The 17,814-nt window shown below is 60.8% G+C and carries 13 protein-coding genes and 1 pseudogene; all 14 read right to left on the bottom strand.

What is annotated here, in order from left to right; translation table 11 throughout:
• Nucleotides 1–118: 118 nt before the first annotated feature.
• Complete coding sequence (locus tag K5R88_RS23055) at nucleotides 119–916, bottom strand: transporter substrate-binding domain-containing protein (protein WP_008025244.1); 798 nt, start codon at nucleotides 914–916, stop codon at nucleotides 119–121.
• Between the two features lie 189 nt (nucleotides 917–1,105).
• Nucleotides 1,106–3,676 carry a glucans biosynthesis glucosyltransferase MdoH gene (gene mdoH, locus K5R88_RS23050; protein ID WP_032832668.1) on the bottom strand — a complete coding sequence of 857 codons (2,571 nt, stop codon included), beginning with the start codon at nucleotides 3,674–3,676 and terminating at the stop codon, nucleotides 1,106–1,108.
• Nucleotides 3,669–5,486 (bottom strand): glucan biosynthesis protein G, encoded by a 1,818-nt coding sequence (locus tag K5R88_RS23045; RefSeq protein ID WP_008041899.1) that lies wholly within the window; start codon nucleotides 5,484–5,486, stop codon nucleotides 3,669–3,671. Before K5R88_RS23045 ends, mdoH begins: the two co-directional genes overlap by 8 nt.
• Before the next feature lie 321 nt (nucleotides 5,487–5,807).
• Nucleotides 5,808–6,245 (bottom strand): D-aminoacyl-tRNA deacylase, encoded by a 438-nt coding sequence (gene dtd / locus K5R88_RS23040; protein ID WP_008025248.1) that lies wholly within the window; start codon nucleotides 6,243–6,245, stop codon nucleotides 5,808–5,810.
• On the bottom strand, nucleotides 6,242–7,213 hold the full coding sequence (pip, locus tag K5R88_RS23035) for a prolyl aminopeptidase (RefSeq protein ID WP_008025251.1): 972 nt from the start codon (nucleotides 7,211–7,213) through the stop codon (nucleotides 6,242–6,244). The genes dtd and pip overlap by 4 nt, the downstream gene beginning before the upstream one ends.
• A 104-nt stretch (nucleotides 7,214–7,317) precedes the next feature.
• Nucleotides 7,318–8,248, bottom strand: a pseudogene (locus tag K5R88_RS23030) (alpha/beta hydrolase).
• A 144-nt stretch (nucleotides 8,249–8,392) separates the two neighbouring features.
• On the bottom strand, nucleotides 8,393–9,340 hold the full coding sequence (locus K5R88_RS23025) for a choline ABC transporter substrate-binding protein (RefSeq protein ID WP_008025254.1): 948 nt from the start codon (nucleotides 9,338–9,340) through the stop codon (nucleotides 8,393–8,395).
• 276 nt (nucleotides 9,341–9,616) lie between these two features.
• Entirely contained in the window at nucleotides 9,617–10,420 is an 804-nt protein-coding gene (hutG, locus tag K5R88_RS23020; protein ID WP_008025256.1) for an N-formylglutamate deformylase, read from the bottom strand.
• Between the two features lie 10 nt (nucleotides 10,421–10,430).
• Nucleotides 10,431–11,636 (bottom strand): imidazolonepropionase, encoded by a 1,206-nt coding sequence (gene hutI, locus K5R88_RS23015; protein ID WP_223452985.1) that lies wholly within the window; start codon nucleotides 11,634–11,636, stop codon nucleotides 10,431–10,433.
• 87 nt (nucleotides 11,637–11,723) lie between these two features.
• Complete coding sequence (hutH, locus tag K5R88_RS23010; protein ID WP_223415491.1) at nucleotides 11,724–13,256, bottom strand: histidine ammonia-lyase; 1,533 nt, start codon at nucleotides 13,254–13,256, stop codon at nucleotides 11,724–11,726.
• Between the two features lie 131 nt (nucleotides 13,257–13,387).
• Nucleotides 13,388–14,911 (bottom strand): histidine ammonia-lyase, encoded by a 1,524-nt coding sequence (gene hutH, locus K5R88_RS23005; protein WP_226298417.1) that lies wholly within the window; start codon nucleotides 14,909–14,911, stop codon nucleotides 13,388–13,390.
• A 127-nt stretch (nucleotides 14,912–15,038) separates the two neighbouring features.
• Complete coding sequence (locus tag K5R88_RS23000) at nucleotides 15,039–15,869, bottom strand: quaternary amine ABC transporter ATP-binding protein (protein ID WP_008036590.1); 831 nt, start codon at nucleotides 15,867–15,869, stop codon at nucleotides 15,039–15,041.
• Complete coding sequence (locus K5R88_RS22995) at nucleotides 15,866–16,717, bottom strand: ABC transporter permease (protein ID WP_008025264.1); 852 nt, start codon at nucleotides 16,715–16,717, stop codon at nucleotides 15,866–15,868. Before K5R88_RS22995 ends, K5R88_RS23000 begins: the two co-directional genes overlap by 4 nt.
• A 70-nt stretch (nucleotides 16,718–16,787) precedes the next feature.
• Nucleotides 16,788–17,756, bottom strand: a complete 969-nt coding sequence (locus tag K5R88_RS22990) for an ABC transporter substrate-binding protein (RefSeq protein ID WP_008025265.1) — start codon at nucleotides 17,754–17,756, stop codon at nucleotides 16,788–16,790.
• Nucleotides 17,757–17,814: the final 58 nt, after the last annotated feature.

Here is a 17,814-nt window from a genome sequence, read left to right as displayed (position 1 = left end):
GGATTCTATGTCGCCAGGGAGGCCGCCTTCGCGGGCAAGCCTCGCTCCTACAAAGTCATATCCTGTAGGAGCGAGGCTTGCCCGCGAATGGGAGCGACGCGGTCTATCTGACCGGGCCTTATTCCATATCCTTGAGCCAAGCGGTGTCTTTGAACCACTTGTCATGGATGCGATCGTAGGTGCCGTCTTCGTGGATCTGGTGCAGGAAGTTGTTGATGAAGTTGATGCTGTCGTAGTCACCCTTCTTCAGACCAAAGGCCAGCGGCTCGTAGGTGAACGGCTTGTCGAGGAACACCAGTTTGCCGTTGCCGACCTTGTTCACCGCCACGACGTTGTACGGCGCGTCGTAGATGAAGGCGTCAGCCTTGCCGTTGACCACGTCGAGCACTGCTTCCTGCTCGTTGTCGTAGCCGTGGTACTTGGCTTTGGAGATCAGCTTCTTGGCGACCATCTCGCCGGTGGTGCCGAGCTTGGAGGTGATGCGGTAGTCGGCGGTGTTCAGGTCTTTGTAGGACTTGATGGTGCCTTCCAGCTCTTTGCGAATCAGCAGCGTCTGGCCGACCACGATGAACGGTTCGCTGAAGTTCAGGCGCAGGTTGCGTTCCTGGGTCAGGGTCATGCCGCTGCCGATCATGTCGAACTTGTCGGTGAGCAGGGCCGGGATAATGCCGTCGTAGCCGGTGGACACCAGCTCCAGCTTGACGCCCATGGCCTTGGTCATGGCTTTGAGGATGTCGACTTCGAAGCCGATGATCTCGCCGCGCTTGTTGGTCATTTCGAAAGGCATGTAGGTCGGGTCCATGCCGACTTTCAGCGTGCCGCGCTTGACCGCGTCATCGATGGCACCGGCCTGCGCCGCGCTGACTGCAACCAATGCCGTGACGCCGACCAGCAGCATCGAGAGATACTTCTTCATCTTCATGTCCCCAAAACCAGTGCGTTATGAGGCGCGCAAACGGCGGCTCCCCTCAGGAAACGCATCGATACGGACAAAAATTATCCGGGCGCACCAATTCGGGGACGGATGCTAACGTACTCGCTCGTTTGCACAAGTGTTTGGGAACGATGAGGCAAAAAAAACCCCGCTTTCGCGGGGTTCTCTTTGTTATGCCAACTGCGGTTGCGCACTCAGCGGCTTGAGCGGCAGCAACGGCGCATGGGGATCGGATTTCACCGATTTGCGCCAGGCTTCCAGCCACTCGGGATGACCTTCGCTCCAGACCTGCTCATGCAAACGAGCCAGTGCGACCGGGTCGCTCAGCAGTTGCACACGCTCATTGTTGTTCAGACCGTCAGGCCCGACTTTCAATGCATGGCGAACTCGCTCGATCCGCAGCCACTCGATTGGCTCGGCCTGACCGTGGCGCGATGTCGCCAGCGAGCACGCCAAGGCGTTCTGCTGTGGATCAACCACCGACCGGATGAAGCCGTCTTTCAGCGCATGCCAACGGTTTTCATGGGTGTACTGGTCAGTCGCCAGCAACGCCTGTGGCGGATTGTATTCCTCAGGGATCAGGAACAGGCTCTCGTCACGGGACTTCAGGCCCAGGCCGACACGGCTGGAGATCACGGAAACCGGGATCGACAGCATCAACGAACCGACGATCGGCACCAGCCACCAGAGGAAGCTCGGGTTCAGCCAGATCACCAACAGGGCCCAGAAGAAGCCCAGCAGCGTTTGCGGACCGTGGCGCTTGACCGCTTCGCTCCATGGCGTGGAGTCGTCGTCACGTTGCGGCGAGTTCCAGGTCGCGGCCCAGCCGAGGAACGCGGCGAGTACGAAACGGGTGTGGAAAATCATCCGCACCGGCGCCAGCAACATGGAGAACAACATCTCCAGCAGCATCGACAGGGTCACCTTGAACTTGCCACCGAACTCTTTCGCGCCCTTGGCCCAGATCAGGATGATGCTCAACAGCTTCGGCAGGAACAGCAGCACGATGGTGGTCGAGAACAGCGCGATCGCCTTGTCCGGGTGCCATTGTGGCCACAGCGGGTAGAGCTGACGCGGTTCGAGGAAGTACTGCGGCTCCATCAGCGTGTTGACCGCCAGCAGCGCCGTCGACAGCACGAGGAAGAAGAACCACAACGGCGCCGACAGGTAAGACATCACGCCGGTGAGGAACACCGCACGGTGAACCGGGTGCATGCCCTTGACCAGGAACAGGCGGAAGTTCATCAGGTTACCGTGGCACCAGCGACGGTCACGCTTGAGTTCGTCCAGCAGGTTCGGCGGCAATTCTTCGTAGCTGCCCGGCAAGTCGTAGGCAATCCACACGCCCCAACCGGCACGGCGCATCAGCGCGGCTTCAACGAAGTCGTGGGACAGAATCGCGCCGGCGAACGCGCCTTTACCGGGCAACGGCGCCAGGGCGCAGTGCTCGATGAACGGCTTCATGCGGATAATCGCGTTGTGGCCCCAGTAGTGCGATTCGCCCAACTGCCAGAAGTGCAGACCGGCGGTGAACAGCGGACCGTACACGCGGGTCGCAAACTGCTGCATGCGTGCATAAAGAGTGTCCATGCCCGACGCACGCGGCGCGGTCTGGATGATCCCGGCGTCCGGCGTGGCTTCCATCAGGCGCACCAGACTGGTCAGGCATTCGCCGCTCATCACGGAGTCAGCGTCGAGCACGACCATGTACTTGTAGTCACCGCCCCAGCGACGGCAGAAGTCGTCGAGGTTGCCGCTTTTGCGTTTTACGCGACGGCGACGGCGGCGATAGAAGATCTTGCCGAAACCCTTGGCTTCGCGGCAGACGTCCAGCCAGGCCTGCTGTTCGGCGACGCAGATGTCGGCATCGTTACTGTCGCTGAGGACGAAGAAGTCGAAACGGTCCAGGTCACCTGTGGCAGCGACCGACTCGAACGTCGCGCGCAGACCGGCAAATACCCGTGGCACGTCTTCGTTGCAGATCGGCATCACCAGTGCGGTGCGCGCGTCTTTGGGGATCGGCTCGTTGCCGGCACTTTTACCGGAGATACGGTATTTATCGTGACCGGTGAGCAACTCGAGGAAGCCCATCAGTGCGGTCCAGAAACCGGCCGAGACCCAGCAGAACAGAATCCCGAACATGATCAGGATGGTGGTCTGCAGCGCATACGGCAGCACTTGCGTGACGGTTTGCAGGAGCGGCTGATGCAGGACTTCGTTGAGGTCGACGAACGACCAGCCCTGGTACGGCATGATGCCTTTCATGTACCAGCCGGCAACGATGGTTTGACCGAGCATCAGTACCAGCAGGATGTAACGGCGGATCGAACCCACGGTACGCCAGCGGGCCGCCGGCAGCACGTTCTCGTCTTTCGGCGGAGCCGGCGGGTTGGTGCGACCGGTCAGACGCCGCCAGCCACGCACCAGAATGTTGGTGCGCCACGGCTCCGGCACGACTTTGGTCCGGCGGATCGGCGGGGTTGCCTTGAGGCAAACACGACCGCTGGCGTCGAGCACCAGCATTTCCGCTTCTTCCAGCTCTTCAGCGGTGCTCAGGGTCAAACGACGGCCGACCGAGGCTTGAGCCGCCTCGACCGGTGCATCGAACGTCGAGGACGACAGACGCTCGTGAAGTTCGCTGAACGACTTGCAGCCCGCGAGTTCCGCGCGCTGCTCGTCGGTCATCGGCAGATGCGCCAGATACTCGGCAAGAGTTTCTGGCTGAACTTGAGAATTACTCATCGGCAGGCAACTGATAGCTCCAGGTCTCGGTCAGGACTTCTTCAGTCGGTGCCGATTCCGGTGTGGCTGGGGCCGCGTCGGCAGCGACAGGCTGCTTGGCGTCTTTGTTGTTCGCCTTGTCCTTGGCATCTGCAACTGGCTTGGCTTCGGCCTGCTTGGCCTCGGCGGCCTTCGCGTCCTTGTCCGCTTTCTCCGCTTGCTTGGCGGCCACTTTGTCGGCCTTGGCAACGGAAGAGGTGGACGATGGGATCGAAGTCTTGGCCAGATCGGCAGGCACGATGTTCTGCACCAGTGCGGCACGCATCTCGGTGGACTTGCCCGGATCCTTGATCTTCATGCGCAGGGTCAGGCGCCAGCCCTTGGTTTCAGGGTTGTAGCGCACGCTGTTCTCGACCAGCTCGGCATTATCACCCACGCTGACCTGGCTGCGAACGTCTGAATCGGCCGGCAACGCTGCCAGGGACGGGCCTTCGAAATCCACCAGATAGGCAACGCTGCCGTCCGGCTGACGAATCAGGTTGGACTGCTTGACGTCGCCGGTGGAGCGCAAGGTCTGTTTGACCCAGGCGCTGTCCGGTGCGTGAATCGCCGCTTCGTCCATGGTCCAGTGCAGGCGGTAGCCGAATTCCAGCGGCTGACCTGGCTCAGGCAGTTTTTCCGGGCTCCAGAAGGCAACGATGTTGTCGTTGGTTTCATCGGCAGTCGGAATTTCGACCAGGTCGACAGAACCCTTGCCCCAATCGCCTTTTGGCTCGATCCAGGCACTTGGGCGCTTGTCGTAGCGGTCGTCGAGGTCTTCGTAGTGGCTGAAGTCACGGCCACGTTGCAGCAAGCCGAAACCGCGCGGGTTCTCGATCGAGAAGTTGCTCACCGCCAGGTGTTTCGGGTTGTTCAGCGGACGCCAGATCCACTCGCCGTTGCCGGCATGGATCGACAGGCCGCTGGAATCGTGCAGTTCGCGGCGGTAGTTCAGCACTTTCGACGGCTGGTTGGCGCCGAACAGGAACATGCTGGTCAGCGGCGCAACGCCAAGCTTGGTGACCTTGTCACGCAGGAACATCTGCGCCTTGACGTCGACAATGGTGTCGCTGCCCGGACGCAGGGTCAGGCGATAGGCACCGGTGGCGCGTGGCGAATCCAGCAGCGCGAAGATCACCAGGTGCTTGTCGCCCGGCTTCGGCTGTTGAATCCAGAACTCACGGAAACGCGGGAATTCTTCGCCGGACGGCAACGCGGTATCGATTGCCAGGCCGCGAGCGGACAAGCCATACGTGTGACCCTTGCCGACAACGCGGAAGTAACTCGCGCCGAGCATGGTCATGATTTCGTCTTGCTTGTCGGCCTTGTTGATCGGGTACAGCACACGGAAACCGGCATAACCCAGTTGTTCGGTGGCTTTAGGATCGAATTTCAGGTCGCCGAAATCGAAACGAGACGGGTCGTATTTGATCTCTTCGACGGTGTTGGCCGTGATTTCGTTGATTTTCACCGGCGTATCGAAATGCATACCCTGGTGATAGAACGAAAGCTTGAACGGGGTTTTCTGATCGGCCCATTCGGCTTTTTCGGTCAGGAAACGAATTTTCTGATAGTCCGCGAATTTCATCTCACGGAATTCGTTCGGCAGGTTACTGCGCGGGGCTTCGAATTTCTGCCCGGCCAGCTCTTTTGCCTTGACCGATACATCATCCAGATTGAATGCCCAAAGCTGGCCGGCGCCGAACAGGCAGAGCAGTGCAGAGCCCGCTACCAGTGCGCTTCGTAGCCGTTTGGCTGACAATCTTGGTGCATTACAGGGACTAACAATCACGAGCAACCCTCGCCGAAAACAGATCAAAAAACCAACGGCCAGTTAAAGGGCCTGTGAGGTAAACGGGATGAAAAACCCGTCCCTACAAACCACTCTTGCCAAGTTGGCGAGCATTGTTCCGACTCCTATGGGGCTAAATGATTCCCCAACAGGCCCAGGACAAGTCTCTACCTAAGTCAAAACGGACCAACGAACGCTGATCCCCGTAGCGCGCGATTATCTAGTAGGCCGCGTTACAACGCATCAGGCGCAACAAAGTATTTCTCGCGAAAAACCCCTGTTTTCAGTGAAAAAGCGCTTAAAAACTTGTTTCAAGCGCTTTCAGGTCTGTAACAGGAAGGTTACCGGGCCATCATTGACCAGGTGCACCTGCATATCCGCGCCGAATCTACCTGATGCCACTGTGCCATGCACCTGTTTCGCTTTCTCTAATAGATAGTCGAAAAGCTCCTCGCCCAGCGCCGGAGGGGCAGCGGTTGAAAAACTCGGGCGCAACCCGTTTTTGGTGTCGGCGGCCAGGGTGAACTGAGAGACCAGCAGCAACCCGCCCCCGACATCCGCCAGGGACAGATTCATCTTGCCCTCGGCGTCACTGAACACACGATAGTTAAGCAGCTTATGCAGAAGTTTGTCGGCGCTGGCCCGAGTGTCCTCGGGCTCGACCGCCACCAGTACCAGCAAACCCTGATCGACGGCACCGACCACCTCCCCCGCTACCTCGACGCGCGCGCCACGCACGCGCTGCAACAGGCCCTTCATGCTTCTGCTGGGGACAGGTCGAGCAGGCGCCGGGCCATCTGATCGGCGGCGCGCACCAAGGCATCGGTAATGCCGGGTTCGGAGGCGGCATGCCCGGCATCACGGATGACTTGCAGTTCACTGTTCGGCCAGTTCTGATGCAGTTCCCAGGCGTTATCCAGCGGGCAAATCACGTCGTAGCGACCGTGAACGATCACGCCCGGCAGATGGGCGATCTTGCCCATGTCGCGGATCAACTGATTCGGCTCAAGGAACGCATTGTTGGTGAAGTAGTGACATTCGATGCGCGCGATGGACAACGCGCGTTGCGGCTCGGAGAAACGATCGACCACCAGCGGGTTCGGACGCAAGGTCGCGGTCCGCCCTTCCCAGGTGGACCAGGCTTTGGCCGCATGCATCTGGGCGATCTGATCGTTGCCGGTCAGGCGCTTGTGGAAAGCGCCGAGCAAGTCTTCGCGCTCATCCAGCGGGATCGGCGCAATGTAGTCTTGCCAGTAATCAGGGAACAGACGACTGGCGCCCGCCTGATAGAACCACTCGATTTCCTGCGGACGGCAGAGAAAAATCCCGCGCAGGATCAGACCGTGCACACGCTCCGGATGGGTTTGCGCGTAGGCCAGCGCCAGGGTCGAACCCCACGAGCCACCGAACAGCACCCATTTATCGATGCCCAGATGCTGGCGAATCCGCTCAAGGTCGGCGACCAGATCCCAGGTGGTGTTGTTTTCCAGGCTGGCGTGGGGCGTGGATCGACCACAACCGCGCTGGTCGAAGGTGACAATGCGATACAGGTTCGGATCAAAAAAGCAGCGACTCTGTGCATCACACCCGGCACCGGGGCCGCCGTGGATGAACACCACCGGCAAACCTTCCGGTGAACCGCTTTCGTCTACATACAGGGTGTGGGTTTCATCGACAGCCAGATCGTGCCGGGCGTGGGGTTTGATCTGCGGGTACAAAGTCTGCATTGCGCGCTCCGTAAGGGGTCGAGGTCATCCCTGGGGGGACTTCTATTATTCTGCCGTTGGGCATCATAAACCCGATTTACGTCAATGAGCATGTCCATGCAGAGTCAGAGTTTTGCCACCCGTTTTTTTGCCAAATAGCCGAGCAGCGTTTCGTAGAGCGCATCGACCTCCGCGACCTGACCCCGCGCCCGCAAACAGCCATGAACCAGCCCTTCCCCGTAATAAAGCGTCGCGGCCACGCCCGCAGCGTTCAGGCGCTCGGCGTACAGCACGCCGTCATCGCGTAGCGGGTCGAATTGCGCCACCGCGATCATTGCCGGCGGCAATCCGCGCAAATCCCCGGCGAGCAACGGCATGGCATAGGTGCCAGGCGTTTGAGTGCCGCGCAAATACAAGGCGTGATAACAATCCACGTCACTGCTGCTGAGCAGAGGAGCGTCGCTGCATTCACTGCGTGAAGGCAAACGGTGATCGCCACCGAGGCCGGGATAGATCAGCACTTGCGCCGCCGGCAGTGGTTCACCCGCATCGCGCAGTGCCAGGCACAGCGCGGCGGCGAGATTGCCACCGGCGCTGTCGCCGGCCACCAGCGTACGTGCGGGGTCCAGCTGAAACGGCCCGGTGCGCAGCGCTCGCCAGACTTTCAGGCAGTCATCGAACGCCGCTGGAAACGGATGCTCCGGCGCCAGACGATAATCGACCGCGATCACCAACACGCCGAGCGTCGACGCCAGCTCGGCGCAGATGAAGTCGTGGGAATCCAGATCCCCCACCACCCAACCGCCGCCGTGCAGATACACAATGCACGGGCTACCGTCGGTCGATGGCAAAGCTGTTGGCTGATAGGACCGAATCGGTACGCCGGCCAATTCAAAATCCACGACATACAGCCCGGCGGGACGCGGCAGGGGTGAACGCCCGGCACATCTCGCTGTAGGCCTGGCGCAGTCCGGCGAGGCTGGTGTCGGTGGCGTTGAAGCTGACGGTTTTCTCGACGAATGCCGTCATTTGGTCAGAAAGGGGATAAGTTTCCATGGACCTGCCGCCGCGGTTTTGTGGACAGTGGATAACCCCTGTAGGAGCGAGACCGGCTTGCCGGCGATGGAGTGTCAGGCGACATCAATGTAGCTGACAGACCATCGCGAGCAGGCTCACTCCTACAGGGGTTTTGCGTTACGGTCAGTTTTTCAGGCTGGCCTGAACGGTGGCAACACCATCCTTGCCATCAAAACTGCTGACACCGGCCAACCAGCGCTGCAGGTCTTGCGGATGATCACGCAGCCACTGCCTGGCCACGTCCTGCGGCGTCTTGCGCTCCATGATCGGCACCATCAGCTGGCTTTCCTGGGCGGCGGTGAAGGTCAGGTTCTCCAGCAAGCGGTTCACGTTCGGGCAACGCTCGGCGTAGTCCGGGGACGTCACGGTGGAGACCGTCGCCGCGCCTTCGTTTGGCCCGTAAACGTCTTCGCTGCCGGTCAGGTAGGCGATTTTCATGTTGATGTTCATCGGGTGCGGAGTCCAGCCGACGAACACCACGAACTCCTTGCGATTCACCGCCCGTTGCACGGCGGCAAGCATGCCGGCCTCACCGGACTCGATCAGTTTGAAATCCTTCAAGCCGAACTGATTGGACTCGATCATGGTTTTGATCGTGGTGTTGGCGCCACTGCCCGGCTCGATGCCGTAGATTTTGCCGCCGAGCTGGTCCTTGAACCTGGCGATATCGGCGAAGGTTTTCAGCCCGGCCTCGGCCACGTATTCCGGCACGGCGAGGGTTGCCTGGGCGTCGGCCAGGCTCGGTTTTTCCAGGACCTTCACTTGATTGGCGGCCAGGAACGGCGCGATGTTTTTGTCCATCGCCGGTTTCCAGTAACCGAGGAAGATGTCCAGGCGCTTGTCGCGGATGCCAGCGAAGATGATTTGCTGCACGGCGCTGGTTTGCTTGCTTTCGTAGCCAAGGCCGTTGAGCAGCACGTCGGCCATGCCGCTGGTGGCGATGACGTCGGTCCAGTTGACCACGCCCATGCGCACGGCTTTGCAGGAAGCATCGTCACTGGCCAGAACAGGGGTGCTCAGAAGAGCGGTACCGCAGAGGATTGAGAGACAGCAGGTCAACAGTCTTTTCATTGGGAATGATCTCGTGCGGCAGAATTATTATGGGTCCGGTGTCTTGATGCACCGTGTCCAGAACATTACGCAGCAGTGAGAGACCAAAAGCGAACTGTAGCGACCGAGATTTGCACAGTGGCGACTGTGAGGCAGCACTTTCGAATGAACACCACCCCGTGTAGGAGCGAGCTTGCTCGCGAAAAACCTATGGGCAACGCGTTTATTCAGGCAGCACGCGTTATCGTTAACGTCCATCGCGAGCAAGCTCGCTCCTACAGGGTTTTGCGCCAGGCTTCAGGGGCTGTAGTGCTTTTGGCCCCAGGTCAGCAGCCCTTGCAGCAACTCCTTGAGCACCACTTGCGTCGGCTCTGCCAGGTCCGGGCGATAACGGAACGGCTCGAACTCTTCCATGTACGTGCACTGGCCCAACTCCAGTTGCACGGCGTGGATGTTTTGCGCCGGATTGCCGTAGTGCCGGGTGATGTGGCCGCCCTTGAAGCGCCCGTTCAGCACATGGCTGTAATCGGTGTGCCTGGCGCAGATCGCTTCCAGTTGAGTCGCCAACTGTGGATCGCAACTGGCGCCGTTGAACGTGCCGAGGTTGAAGTCCGGCAGCTTTCCGTCGAACAGGTGCGGGATGATCGAGCGGATCGAGTGCGCATCAAACAGCAATGCATAGCCGAATTCGGCTTTCATACGAGCCAGCTCGTTCTGCAACGTGCTGTGATACGGCGTCCAGACCTGCTCCAGATACGTCGCACGCTCAGCCGCCGACGGTTCCATGCCTTCACGAAACAACGGAATGCCATCGAACAGCGTCGCCGGGTACAGACCGGTGGTGGCGCCGACGTACAACGGTTTGTCGTCAGACGGTCGGTTCAGGTCGATGACGAAGCGCGAGTACTCGGCAGCCAGGGTGCTGGCGCCCAGCTCGGCAGCGAATTCGTAGAGTTTCGGGATGTGCCAGTCAGTGTCCGGCAAGCTTTTCGCGTCGGGGATCAACCCGGCTTCAACCGCCGGGGTCAGGCGCACGCCGGCGTGGGGCATGCTGATCAGCAGCGGCACGCGGCCTTGTTTGAAGTTCAGAACCTTATCCACAACTGCTCTCCTAAACGCTTGTTTCGACGCCGTGACGCACGACGCGTTTTTCCAGGTCACCGCCCAGCCAGTACGACAGGTCGGCGGGACGATCGATTTGCCAGGCAACGAAATCCGCAACCTTGCCGACTTCCAGCGAGCCGTGCGTCTCGGCCATGCCCAGCGCGGTGGCGGCATGGATCGTCGCACCGGCCAGGGCTTCTTCCGGGGTCATGCGGAAACAGGTGCAAGCCATGTTCAGCATCAAGCGCAGCGACAGCGCCGGCGAAGTGCCGGGGTTAAGGTCGCTGGCGATGGCGATTTTCACCCCGTGTTTGCGCAACGCATCCATTGGCGGCAATTGGGTTTCACGCAGGAAGTAGAACGCGCCGGGCAACAACACGGCGACCGTGCCGGACGCGGCCATGGCGATGGCGTCTTCTTCGGTCATGAATTCCAGGTGATCGGCGGACAGAGCGTGATAACGCGCCGCCAGGCTCGAACCGTGCAACGACGACAGTTGCTCGGCATGCAGCTTCACCGGCAAGCCCAGTTTTTGCGCTGTGACGAACACGCGCTCGACCTGTGCCGGCGAAAACGCCAGGTATTCGCAAAACGCGTCCACCGCATCCACCAGCCCTTCGGCGGCCAGGGCCGGGAGCATCTCGGCGCAGATGTGATCGATGTAGTCGTCGGCGCGATCCTTGTATTCCGGCGGCAAGGCGTGGGCCGCCAGGCAGGTGCTGCGCACACTGATCGGCAGTTCGGCCCCGAGACGGCGGGCCACGCGCAGCATCTTGCGTTCGTTGGCCAGGTCGAGACCGTAGCCGGATTTGATTTCGATGCTGGTCACGCCATCGCGCATCAAACTCTTCAACCGCTTGGCGGCGCTGGCGAACAACTCGTCTTCACTGGCCGCGCGCGTGGCGCGCACGGTGCTGGCGATGCCGCCGCCGGCCGCGGCGATTTCCGCATAGCTGACGCCTTGCAGACGCTGTTCGAATTCACCGCTGCGGTTACCGCCAAACACCGTGTGGGTGTGGCAGTCGATCAGGCCCGGCGTAACCCAGGCCCCGTTCAAATCGTTGACGGCCGGGTATTCACCCGCCGGCAGTTCAGCACGTGGGCCGATCCACTCAATGTGCGCACCGGACGTCACGATGGCCGCGTCCTCGATGATCGAGTAGACGCCTTGCGCCATGGTTGCGACGTGGCAGTGTTGCCAGAGAGTTTTCATCCCGTAATCTCCACAATGTTCAAAATCGGTTCGCGGGCAAGCCTCGCTCCTACAAGGTAGGAGCGAGGCTTGCCCGCGAAGAGGCCATCACAGACTAGGCAGCAACTTCGCCGATACCAGTTCATTCAGGCAACGCGTCGCCAACAACTCGCTGGCCGCATTGATGTCCGGCGCAAAGAAACGGTCCTTCTCATAGAACGGCACTTCTTTACGCAGAATCGCCCGAGCCTTTTCCAGTTTCGGCGAGGTCTTCAGACCGTCGCGCAGGTCCAGGCCTTGAGCGGCGGCCAGCCATTCCACCGCGAGGATGCCACGGGTGTTCTCGGCCATTTCCCACAGACGCTTGCCGGCAGCCGGAGCCATCGACACGTGGTCTTCCTGGTTGGCGGAGGTCGGCAGGCTGTCCACCGAATGCGGATGGGACAACGCCTTGTTCTCGCTGGCGAGTGCCGCAGCGGTCACCTGGGCGATCATGAAACCGGAGTTCACGCCGCCATTGGCCACCAGGAACGGCGGCAGTTGCGACATGTGCTTGTCCATCATCAGCGAGATGCGGCGTTCGCTCAGCGAGCCGATTTCAGCGATGGCCAGGGCCATGTTGTCGGCGGCCATCGCGACAGGTTCGGCGTGGAAGTTACCGCCAGAGATCACGTCACCTTCAGCTGCGAACACCAGTGGGTTATCCGAAACGGCGTTGGCTTCGACGGCCAATACTTCGGCAGCCTGACGGAACTGGGTCAGGCAGGCGCCCATGACTTGCGGCTGGCAGCGCAGGGAGTACGGGTCCTGGACCTTTTCGCAGTTCTCGTGCGAATCGGACACTTCACTGCGCTCGCCCAGCAAGTCGCGGTAAGCGGCAGCGGCGTCGATCTGGCCTTTCTGGCCACGGGCGGCGTGGATGCGGGCGTCGAACGGCGAGCGCGAACCCAGCACCGCTTCGACGGTCAGGCCGCCCAGAGCCAGGGCGCCCGCGAACAGATCTTCACCTTCAAACAGACCACGCAGCGCGTAAGCGGTGGACACCTGAGTACCGTTGAGCAGCGCCAGGCCTTCTTTCGCGGCCAGGGTCAGCGGGGTCAGACCGGCGACTTTCAGCGCTTCGGTCGCTTCCATCCACTCGCCTTTGTAACGAGCCTTGCCTTCACCCAGCAGCACCAGCGACATGTGGGCCAATGGCGCCAGGTCGCCGGAGGCACCGACCGAACCTTTCAATGGAATGTGCGGGTAAACCTCGGCGTTGATCAGGGCGATCAGCGCGTCGATGACCACGCGACGAATACCGGAGAAACCACGGCTCAGGCTGTTGACCTTGAGCACCATGACCAGACGCACCAACGCGTCGCTGATCGGCTCGCCGACGCCGGCAGCGTGGGACAGCACCAGCGAGCGCTGCAGGTTTTCCAGGTCTTCGCTGGCGATGCGGGTCGAGGCCAGCAGGCCGAAACCGGTGTTGATGCCGTAAGCGGTGCGGTTCTCGGCGAGGATCTGTTCCACGCAGGCAACGCTGGCTTCGATCTGGGCAGCAGCGCTGTTATCGAGGGTGATTTTGACCGGTTGCTGATAGACATCACGCAGTTGGGCAAGGCTCAGTTGGCCGGGGATCAGGTTTAGTGCAGTCATTTTGTGCTCCTTTTGAGAGTTTTTATTCTTCATAAACGAAGAAGACTCACCAGACGCTCCGGAGATATCCGTTGTCCGTCGCGACTCGCTTTTTGGGAGCCGCGCCTTGGCACGTTGGTGTTGTGTGGAAATCAGTTCAGATTCGGTAAAGCCTTGTGCAGCAAATTCGAGTCTTTCAATACGCCGGCAGCGGCGGCGATGTCCGGTGCCAGCCAGCGATCCTGGTCGTAGGCCGGAACACGCTCTCGCAGCAGACGCCACGCCGCATCGGTGCCGGCGCCGAAGCGTTGCTCTTTGAGGAACTCAAAAGCCTGGGCCGCCAGCAGGTACTCGATGGCGAGGATCTGCGTGCAGTTTTCCAGCGCGCGATGCAGCTTCAGCGCGGCGTTGGTGCCCATGCTCAGGTGGTCTTCCTGCAAGCCGGAAGTGACGTAGTTGTCGAGCACCGCCGGTTGCGCCAACTGGCGGTTTTCCGCACACAGCGAAGCGGCGACGTATTGCACGATCATCATCCCGGAGTTCACCCCCGGATTGGCCACCAGGAACGCCGGCAAACCGCTGACGTGCGGGTTGATCAAACGGTCCAGACGTCGTTCGGCGATGGAGCCGATTTCGGCCATGGCAATCGCCAGCAAATCCGCCGCCAACGCGACCGACTGGCCATGTGGGTTGGCTTGGGACATGACGCGGAAGTCATCCGGCGTGCCCAGCAGCAACGGGTTGTCCGTGCAGCCGTTGAGTTCTGTTTCGACTTGCTTGATCGCGTGATCGAGCTGATCGCGAGCGGCGCCATGGACTTGCGGGATCGACCGGATGCTCAGCGCATCCTGCGTACGAATGCCTTTGCTGCTGGCAATCACTTCGCTGCCATCAAGCAGCGCCCGCAGGTTGATCCCGACCTGTTGCATGCCCGGATGCGGTTTGAGTGCGATGATCTCGGCGTCGAACGCCGCGATCTGACCGCGCTGGGCTTCGAAGCTCATGGCACTGATTACGTCGGCCCACTGCAGCAGGCGCGTCGCATCGGCAATCGCCAGGCAGCTGAGGCCACTCATGCACGGCGTGCCGTTGACCAGGCACAAACCGTCCTTGGCACCGAGTTGAACCGGTTGCAGGCCTTCTTCAGCCAGCGCCTGTTGAGCGGAAACAATCTGCCCGCGATAGCTGACATTGCCGACACCCAGCAGTGCGATGCCGATGTGTGCCATGTGGGTCAGGTAACCGACCGAACCCTGGGACGGCACTTGCGGGGTGATGCCCCGATTGAGCAGCGCCAGTAAGGCTTCGACCACTTGCCGATGAATGCCGGATTTGCCCTGGGAGTAGTTGCGGATCGCTGCGCACATGATCGCGCGGGTCTGCTCGTCGGCCAGTGGTGCGCCGACGCCACAGGCATGGCTGAGCAAGGTGTTGCGCGACAGTTGGCTGAGCTGTTCGTCTTTGAGCGATACGTTGCAAAGCGCGCCCAGGCCGGTGTTGACGCCATAGGCGCGTTCGCCGCTGGCGACGATGCGCTGGACGATCGCCTGGGCATTGTCGATGCGTGCCCAGGTCTGGGCCGACAGCTCGAGTTGTGCGCCGTGACGGGCTACCGCGACCACATCCTGCCAACGCAACGGGGCATCGGCGATAACGATTTTTTCAGCCTGGGACATCATTAACCTCAACCGTACATCCTGAATATTGATGCAGCTCTACCGCCGCCTTCGCGGGCAAGCCTCGCTCCTACAGGTGTGGGAGCGAGCCTGCTCGCGATGGGGCCGGCACAAACGCCGCAAACCTTTAAACCACCGCCGCCCGCCGCTGTACGAACCGGTCGACATACTCATCCGCCGGCGAATGCAGGATCTCTCGCGGGGTGCCGACCTGAATCAGGCGGCCATCCTTGAGGATCGCGATGCGGTTGCCGATGCGCACGGCCTCGTCGAGGTCGTGGGTGATGAAGACGATGGTCTTGTGCAGGGTCTTTTGCAGCTCCAGCAACTGGTCCTGCATCTCGGCGCGAATCAGCGGATCGAGCGCACTGAAGGCTTCGTCCATCAGGATGATGTCGGTGTCCGCCGCCAACGCACGTGCCAGGCCCACACGCTGACGCATGCCGCCCGAGAGCTGATGCGGGTATTTGTTTTCGTAGCCCTTGAGGCCCACGGTGTTGATCCAGTGCAGCGCGCGTTCGGTGCACATCTGCTTGCTCTCGCCGCGCACTTTCAGGCCGTAGGCGACGTTGTCCACCACGGTCTTGTGCGGCAACAGGCCGAAGCTCTGGAACACCATGCTGATCTTGCGACGACGAAATTCGCGCAGGGCTTCCATGTCGTACTGCAGGATGTCCACGCCATCCACCAGGATCGCGCCGCTGGTCGGGTCGATCAGGCGGTTGAAGTGGCGCACCAGGGTCGATTTACCGGAACCGGACAGGCCCATGATCACGAAGATCTCGCCGCTGCCGATGCTCAACGACAGGTCGTTCACACCGACCACGCAGCCGGTTTCGGCCAGCACCTGATCCTTGGTCTTGCCCTGGCCGATCATGCCCAGCGCTTCCTTGGAACGGTTACCGAAAATCTTGAAGACGTTTTTGACTTCGATCTTGCTGATGGCTGCGTTGCTCATTTGCTCACCTCATGCCGTGCACGACCGTACGCCTGTGTAATGCGGTCGATCACCACTGCCAGAATCACGATCGCCAGACCGGCTTCAAGGCCGCGTCCGACGTTGAGGGTCTGAATCCCCACCAACACATCTTCACCCAGGCCACGGGCACCGATCATCGAGGCAATCACCACCATCGACAGGGCCATCATGGTGGTCTGGTTGATCCCGGCCATGATGCTCGGCAGGGCCAGCGGCAATTGCACGCCAAACAGTTGCTGCCAGCGGTTGGCACCGAAGGCGTTGATCGCTTCCATCACTTCACCGTCGACCTGGCGGATGCCCAGATCAGTCAGGCGGATCAGCGGCGGCGCGGCGTAGATCACGGTGGCGAAAATCGCCGGGACCTTGCCCAGGCCAAACAGCATCAGCACCGGGATCAGGTACACGAAGCTCGGCATGGTCTGCATGATGTCCAGCAACGGCATCAGCACCGAACGCAGGCGATTGCTGCGTGCCGAGAGAATGCCCAGCGGAATGCCGATCAGCACCGAAATGACCGTCGCGACCATCATCAGCGCGAGGGTCTGCATCAGCTTGTCCCAGAGGCCGACCGCGCCCACCAGGAACAGCAAACCGACGATCACGGAGGTGGTCACGACCTTGCGGGTCGCGTGCCAGGCAACGCCCGCCACGATCGCCAGCATCAGCCACCAGGGCGCCGCACGCAGCAGCCCTTCAAGATTGACGATGGCCCACAACAGGGTGTCGGAGATGCTGCGGAACACATCGCCGTAGTTGGTGACCAGCGAATCGACCCAACCGTTGACCCAGTCGGCGATGGAAAAGGTAAAGCTTTCGGGAAACATAAGAGACTCTCAATCAAGGGGTTGCGATCAAGCATCCGACTGCCGCTGACGGCAGTCGGAGAAGCTCAACCTACAAGGCCGCGTCGATCTTTTTGGCTGCGTCTTCGCTCACCCATGCGTGCCAGACTTCAGGATGTTCCTTCAAGAAGATCTTGGCCAGTTTTGGCGACTCGATCCGCTCTTTGGCCATACGCCCGAGGTTCTGGTTCAGCAGGTCGATCGGCAGGTTGACCTTTTCCAGCACGGCCACCAGTTCCGGGGCTTGCTCATGGAAGGTCTTGGACAGGCCGACCTTGATGGTCACGCGCTTGTCCACGCCCGGCTTCTCTTCGAGTTTCACCAGGTCAACCTGGCCCATCAGCGGCGTTGGCGACCAGTAGTAGAACAGGATCGGCTCGCCACGCTTGTAGCTCGACAGCACTGCGGCATCCAGTGCCGGGCCGGTGCCCGGACGGAAGTTGGTGTAGCTGCTTTCCAGGCCGTAGCTTTTCAGCATTTCGCTGTTGTCCAGCTCACAGGTCCAGCCCGCCGGGCAGTTGTAGAAGCGGCCCTTGGCGGGCTCTTCGGCGTCCTTGAACACGGCGGCATACTTGCCCAGGTCAGCAATGTTTTTCAGGTCCGGCGCCTTGGCTTCCAGTTTGCGCTTGGCGTCGCCTTCGATCACGTAGCGCGGCACGTACCAGCCTTCGACTGCGCCCACGACTGGCGCACCGACACCGACGACTTTGCCGGCCTTCTCGGCCTTGTTCCAGACTTCGCTGCGGCCGACCCATTCTTCGGCAAACACTTGAATGTCGTTGCTGCTCAGGGCGTTTTCCATGGTGATGGAGTTGCCCGGCAGGCTGTCGGTCTTGCAGTCGTAGCCTTTCTCCAGCACGACTTGCAGCACGTCGGTCAGGAGCATGGCGCTTTCCCAGTTCAGGCCGGCGAATTTCACCGGTTTGCCCGATTCGCACCAACCGGCTGCCTGAGTGGCGCCGGCGCTGGCCAGCAGGCCCATGGAAAGCAATGTGGTCAGCAGGGTCTTGTTCGATTTCATTGTTGTGACGCTCCTAATCATGAATTGGCTTACGGCAGTCAAGAGGCATCCAGCCCTG

The sequence above is a fragment of the Pseudomonas sp. MM213 genome, assembly GCF_020423045.1.
In the GTDB taxonomy this organism is placed as follows: domain Bacteria; phylum Pseudomonadota; class Gammaproteobacteria; order Pseudomonadales; family Pseudomonadaceae; genus Aquipseudomonas; species Aquipseudomonas migulae.
The sequence above is the reverse complement of the archived record's forward strand: the minus strand, read 5'-3'. Positions and strand labels throughout refer to the sequence as shown.